Origin of the sequence: Gluconacetobacter entanii, from assembly GCF_003206495.1 — a bacterium.
Lineage (GTDB): Bacteria > Pseudomonadota > Alphaproteobacteria > Acetobacterales > Acetobacteraceae > Novacetimonas > Novacetimonas entanii.
This window is the reverse complement of sequence record NZ_NKUF01000081.1, coordinates 1-5,601: the sequence shown is the minus strand read 5'-3', so window position 1 is coordinate 5,601 and position 5,601 is coordinate 1. Positions and strand designations below refer to the sequence as shown.

Annotated in this window: 5 protein-coding genes; all 5 read left to right on the top strand. The window is 50.2% G+C overall.

Going from position 1 to position 5,601, the window contains the following annotated elements; translation table 11 throughout:
* The first annotated feature begins 227 nt into the window (after positions 1-227).
* The 5 genes from CFR72_RS16010 to CFR72_RS15990 all read left to right on the top strand — a co-directional run bounded on the left by CFR72_RS16010 (position 228) and on the right by CFR72_RS15990 (position 5,411).
* Complete coding sequence (locus CFR72_RS16010) at positions 228-896, top strand: hypothetical protein (RefSeq protein ID WP_208630078.1); 669 nt, start codon at positions 228-230, stop codon at positions 894-896.
* Between the two features lie 3 nt (positions 897-899).
* Positions 900-1,637 (top strand): DUF3223 domain-containing protein, encoded by a 738-nt coding sequence (locus tag CFR72_RS16005; RefSeq protein ID WP_110914742.1) that lies wholly within the window; start codon positions 900-902, stop codon positions 1,635-1,637.
* A gap of 362 nt (positions 1,638-1,999) precedes the next feature.
* Entirely contained in the window at positions 2,000-2,959 is a 960-nt protein-coding gene (locus CFR72_RS16000; protein WP_167400433.1) for a DUF4917 family protein, read from the top strand.
* A gap of 583 nt (positions 2,960-3,542) precedes the next feature.
* Positions 3,543-3,674: a P-loop NTPase fold protein gene (locus tag CFR72_RS15995; protein WP_167400432.1), complete on the top strand. Its 132-nt coding sequence runs from the start codon at positions 3,543-3,545 to the stop codon at positions 3,672-3,674.
* A gap of 69 nt (positions 3,675-3,743) precedes the next feature.
* A complete protein-coding gene (locus tag CFR72_RS15990) occupies positions 3,744-5,411 on the top strand; it encodes a P-loop NTPase fold protein (protein WP_110914739.1) in 1,668 nt (555 codons plus the stop codon).
* Positions 5,412-5,601 lie beyond the last annotated feature (190 nt).

The following is a 5,601-nucleotide window of genomic DNA, read 5'->3' as shown; positions in this document are numbered from 1 at the left end:
TGCCGCATACCTCTTCCGCGTAACCTTGCCCATAAAACCCGTCCTCGTTCAGGCCAGATGATAGCTTATCGCCCTGTCCGAAAAATGGGGACCACCTCTGATCACTGACAGCGGCACCGTGGGCTAAGCGTCAGCCCGCCGCCAATTTGCAACGTCTCGAGCAAGCACTCGCGAAGGCGACACAGGGCCTCGAACTTTCTGCAGAAATTGGCGTCCGGAACCCAGGCGTGAGTTTGCTGGGGTTACAGAGATTGTTGGCATTCTTTCAGGCTTATGAGGGGCCCGCGGAGGATCTGCTGCCTGCACCCTCGGAAAGTGATGATGCTTATCATCGTTTTTCGAAAATGATGGAAAGGATCAACGATAATGTCCTGACCGTTTTCCGGCCGAGTACGCTGATCCCCTTGCATGCGCTTACGGTGTTGCAGTGGCTGAAGGGCTTTTCGTTGCCGACTATCATTCGCAAGCGGATTGAGTATCTTCAGCGGCGTGACGGTGAGGTCAATATAGCCAGCGTCATCAGGGGCACACTGGAAATGATTGAAGGTACGGCTCGATTTCTGGCACCTCGATATTTTTCTGCCTATGTCGACGTGCTGAACCAGCATTTGAAGGCTATAGACCGAGAAGATCTGATTGATAGCGACCTCGATATCGGCGTCGCCTTGGAATTAGGGGTGAGTACTGTGACCTTGCGCTCTCTTATGGAGCTTGGGATGTCACGTATAGGAGCTGTCGCACTTTACGAGGTTGTTGCACTAGATGACCTCGATCAGGCTGCCTGTATTCAGTGGGTCGTTGATCGGTGCGACCGGCTAGACGCAATTGGTTTGCCGCCGATCGTCGTCCGAGAAATCCGTGAAAACGTGCTGAAAAAAACGACAGTGGAGGAGTGACAGATGGCAAAGTCGGTAGAGTTGTCGAATGGTCGAATTTTCAAAACCAAAAAGGCGGCTACACAGTATTTCAAGGAAATGCTGGCGCGCTATTGTGATGGAGAACATATACAAGATGTTGAGGACCATAGCGATCTCTCCGCACTCTTAGAGCGCTTTGATCTCCTTGTTTCCGATGAACCTTCAAAAATTGGTTCCGGCATAAAGCGATTTGAGAGGCGGTTGAATAAGGGAGACGGCTGGTCAAGCTCAGGATTCTGGGTTGTTCGTGTAGACGATACATCAACTGATTTTAGTTATCCTCAAGCGGTTTCGGGCCGTCCTAAAAGCGATGCGGAGGAGTTTTCCAAAGCCTGCTATAATGCTGTGTCACGCGATTTGCTGGGGATGAAGCAAAGACAGTTTGACCATTTCTCCGGCCCTGATGGATTGATTGCATGCGATATTACCGGAAGCCTCGTTGCGTATTCCGAGGCACAACTCAGTCATGCTCATCCACCGTTCGGGATCATCGTGAAAGAATTTAGAAAGCTGAAGGGGTGGGAAGACGGTGTTCCTCTTGGTACGTTAACCGCTTCAACAGATGCACAAATATCCACGCGCTTCGTCGATGAAGCACTTGCGCAAGAGTTTCTTAACTTCCATCATTCTCGGGCCGTTCTGAGGATTATAGCTAAGGAACATCCACCATTTAGTATATCTGATGCCTCCGCCGTAAAACGACCACTTCGTTTCGGGTAAGCGAACGCCAGTTCTTCCAAATTTTCGATTTAGATCTAATAGTCTGCTTAATTCTTCGAGCAGACCGGTGGGTAAGGGGGCACAAGCGGTCTGTCTGTTCTCGGGTAAAATATACCAGAAGCCGATAATCACATGTCTTGGAATATTGCTTATGCGTAGATTACATATTCTAGATTGAGAACTGATACCATACGATTGAGCGCATGCTGTTGTCAAAGTTGCGTTTCCGTTCACTAACGAGCCTTCACCGTGGACGAGTAGGTCTTGTATTTTAGGATGACTCATGTAATTATATGCGATATATTGATAAATATTAAATATATATTAAGAACAGGAATTGATTGGAGGAAAATATGCATAATATGATCGACTTCGATGAGGCGCTGGAGAGAACTAAAGGCGAGGAACGAGCTCTATTGATCGGCAACGGCTTTTCCGCTGAGTACTTTAACTATCGCAACCTCCTCGACAACTCGGGGCTTGCTGTAGGTAGTCCAGTGCGCGAAATATTTAACATCCTAGGAACGGTAGATTTTGAGGCGGTAATACGTGCCCTCGAAGGGGCAGTCGTTGTCGAGCAAGGATATAGGAACTATGCACATGCTAGTGAGATCATGCTCCACGCCCAGATGGTTAGAGAGGCACTAGTCAAAGCAGTCAACGCCACGCATCCTATCCATAGACAAGATCTGGGTTTCCAATACACAAGCAGCGCTAATTTTCTTGCGAATTTCTGTACGGTATTTTCTTTGAACTACGACCTGCTGCTTTATTGGGTAAATCTTGAGAAATGTCGCCTCGCGGATGGATTTGGCCTTGGAGAATCGGAGGGGTATTTCCGTGGCCCATTTATCGAGGGTGCGTACTGTAATCTCTATAACTTGCATGGCGGCCTACATCTGTTTGAGACCGATGATGGTGGGATCATAAAAGCACTTGATACCGGGATGGGTGTGATAGCAACTATTAGCGATACCATTATAAATAAGCGCCGCTTGCCGCTCTATGTCGCGGAGGGCACCAGCTCTCAGAAAATGCGAAAGATCAATTCTGTCGCCTATTTGCGTTACTGTTACGACACCTTGCGCTGGAATTCCTGTTCGATTTTCGTATATGGACACAGTGCCGACGAGAACGATGCTCACATTTACCGAGCTATCTTTGGTTCTAAAGCGAAACATCTATATTTTGGTGTGTACAAACCAAATCCAGAAAAAATTAATATATTTGACGGTTTGTTGTCGAAGTACCAGAAGACCGTAGGATCGCATCTTGAATATACGTTCTTTGATAGTGAGACTGCTAAGGTCTGGAACGCTTGATGATATGACTGGAATATTTGTGGTAAGAAAGTGGTATCTTCCGCGTTTTATCCAAAATTAAAGTTTCTATAGGTTTTATTGTGGGGTTCTCCTGTGAGGTACAGAACAACACAAAATATCTGTATTTAGGAAACTCTGCAGTCTATTCCTGTAACAAAAATGATGGCGTATGCCTCAGTTTTACTATGTGCACATTACATAACAATATCATCATGGACGGAGACTTAAAAACATTCAGATCACGGATAGAGCATCAAAGGAATTAGAGGTTCGCCATTTCGTTAAAATAGCCACTTTGTACCTCACTGAGGCCGTGAGGCTACAGTATAAGCATCCAAGAACCCAAACGTTCGTTTGCGTAGTCGCGGGCACAATTGGAATTGTTCTAACTCATTGTTTATCGAGCATCTTCACCAGTTCGAATGTGTCCATTCAAACTGGATCTGCTCTAGATTACAAGCGCCGTGCGAGACGGTTCACAACCAAGCCCTTGATTGACAAGATGAGCGGTGAAGTCACCTTAATTTAGCTGGTCAGAGTCCCTATATATGAACCATCTGTGCCTTCATCTACAGGAGCCTATGTGACCACCGATCCTGCCGCGCGCGCGTATCTCGACTACTATCTCGACCGACCGGGAAATCCTGACTTCGCCGTCATGCTTGAAGGGCCGTGGGGATCGGGTAAGAGCTTCTTCATCGAGCAATATTTCTAGGCCCGACTTGCGGCGGCACGTGCAAATGACCCTGCAGCAAAAGAGGAGATCAGGGTCTCGCTGTTCGGCGTGAGCGACCTGTCTGAGGTCAGCTCCCTCATTTTCGCGAAGGCGCATCCCTGGCTTTCCGGCAAGACCGCGAAGGTCGCAAATACGGTGCTGTCGAAGGCCATTACCTATTTAGGCGTCGCGACGGACCCTAAGGAAAACCAGAAGCTGCTGCAGGACACGATGCTAAGCCTCGAGGGACGCGTGCTCATTTTCGACGATCTTGAGCGCTGTCCAATGTCCGTTGTCGAGGTGATGGGATTCATCAATCGCTTCGTCGAGCAGGATAAGATCAAAGTGGTCGTTGTTGCGAGCGAGGAAGACATTCCGCCAGAACAACGGGAGGATTACAAGGCTCGCAAAGAAAAACTGATTGGTAAAACCATGCGCGTTGGTTCGGACGTCGGGACCGTGCTCGACGCCTTTGCCGCCGATCTCAAAATGCCGGAAGCTAAGGCTGCGATCCTCGCCCATCGCGATGCTGTACTTAATACGTTCGCTGCACGGGGCAAGCCCAATTTCCGAAGTCTGCGAGCAATTTTATTCGATTTCGATCGCATAATCGAGCTGGCAGATCCGAAGCTGCGTGCCAGCAACGACGCGCTTGGTGCGTTGCTTCTCTACATGGTGGCGATCGGCATGGAGTATCGCAGCGACGGCATAGATGCTGATGGGTTGCGGACACTCGACGTTGACATTCTCTATCGTCTGAACTTCAATAATGCGCCCGTGTCAGATAAACGCCAGCGCGCACGGGCCCTGCGCGACAAGTATCCGCTTGTCAGTTGGAGCGACCCGGTGGTGCCGCCCGAGATGCTCGCCGATTTGTTCGCCAGCGGGACTTTGGATGTCGCTGCGCTCAACGATCACCTTTCGAAGCACCCTCGTGTTGTCGGCATCGCAGCTACACCCGAATGGCGAGCCATGTGGAACTTTTACGACATGGGCGCCACTGACTATGCTCATGTACGTACCGCCTTCGCCGACCAACTCGCTCACCGCAAAATCATTCACCCTGGCGAACTACTGCACGCCGTCGGCACCTCGCTCCGTCTTCTCAAGTATAAAGATGATGTCCTCGGTGGCGTGAAACCGAAAACCTTCTTCAAAGCCTATCTTGCCGATCTCGAAAAGACGGACGCCTTGCTCGCCGTGCCAGAGCTTTTCGGCCCTCTTGGGAGATCTTACGCGGGACTGGTCTATAATGAAGCTGACACTCCTGAGTTCGTCGAGCTTCACGCCCTGGTGCAGGCCGCCACGATGTTGGCATTGGCTCGACGCATGTCTGGCGAAGTTGCCGATCTTTTGAAGCGGCTGCAGGATAATCCGAGAGATGGGGCAATGTTGCACGAATGGGGTCTCGAGCAAGGCAACTATGCCGGGGTCGGCATCCTTCACAATATCGCGGTTAACGACATGGCCGACCTCCTGCTGGCCGACAGCAAATTCAATGATCCGTTGATGGCTGCGCTGGCGGTACGTTTCGAGAACGCGCAGCATGACAACGCGCTCGACGTTGAGAAGGCCTGGATACGTAAACTCCACGCCGAGCTAAAATTGCGGCTGAAGTCGGTCACGCAACCGCATCGCTCGCTGGGTGAAGGACGTCTCTCTTACTGGTTCGACAAAGTGAAAGCATGGGCTGCACCACCGAGCAAGACGGGCAAAAAAGCGGCAGGAACGCCATAGGACTTACCATCAACGGCGAGATTTGCCCGAAGCTCAGTCTGTTCGGGCAAATTCGCGGAGCGACCTCCTGGGGCAGCGGACCGTCTGATTCTAAGAGCCCGATCCGAAAGTTTTTCAACCCTGACAATGCCTTGCTGTCCGTCGTGTGAGCATTCGGATCGAGGCGATCAATGTCCATGCGGTTGAGGAA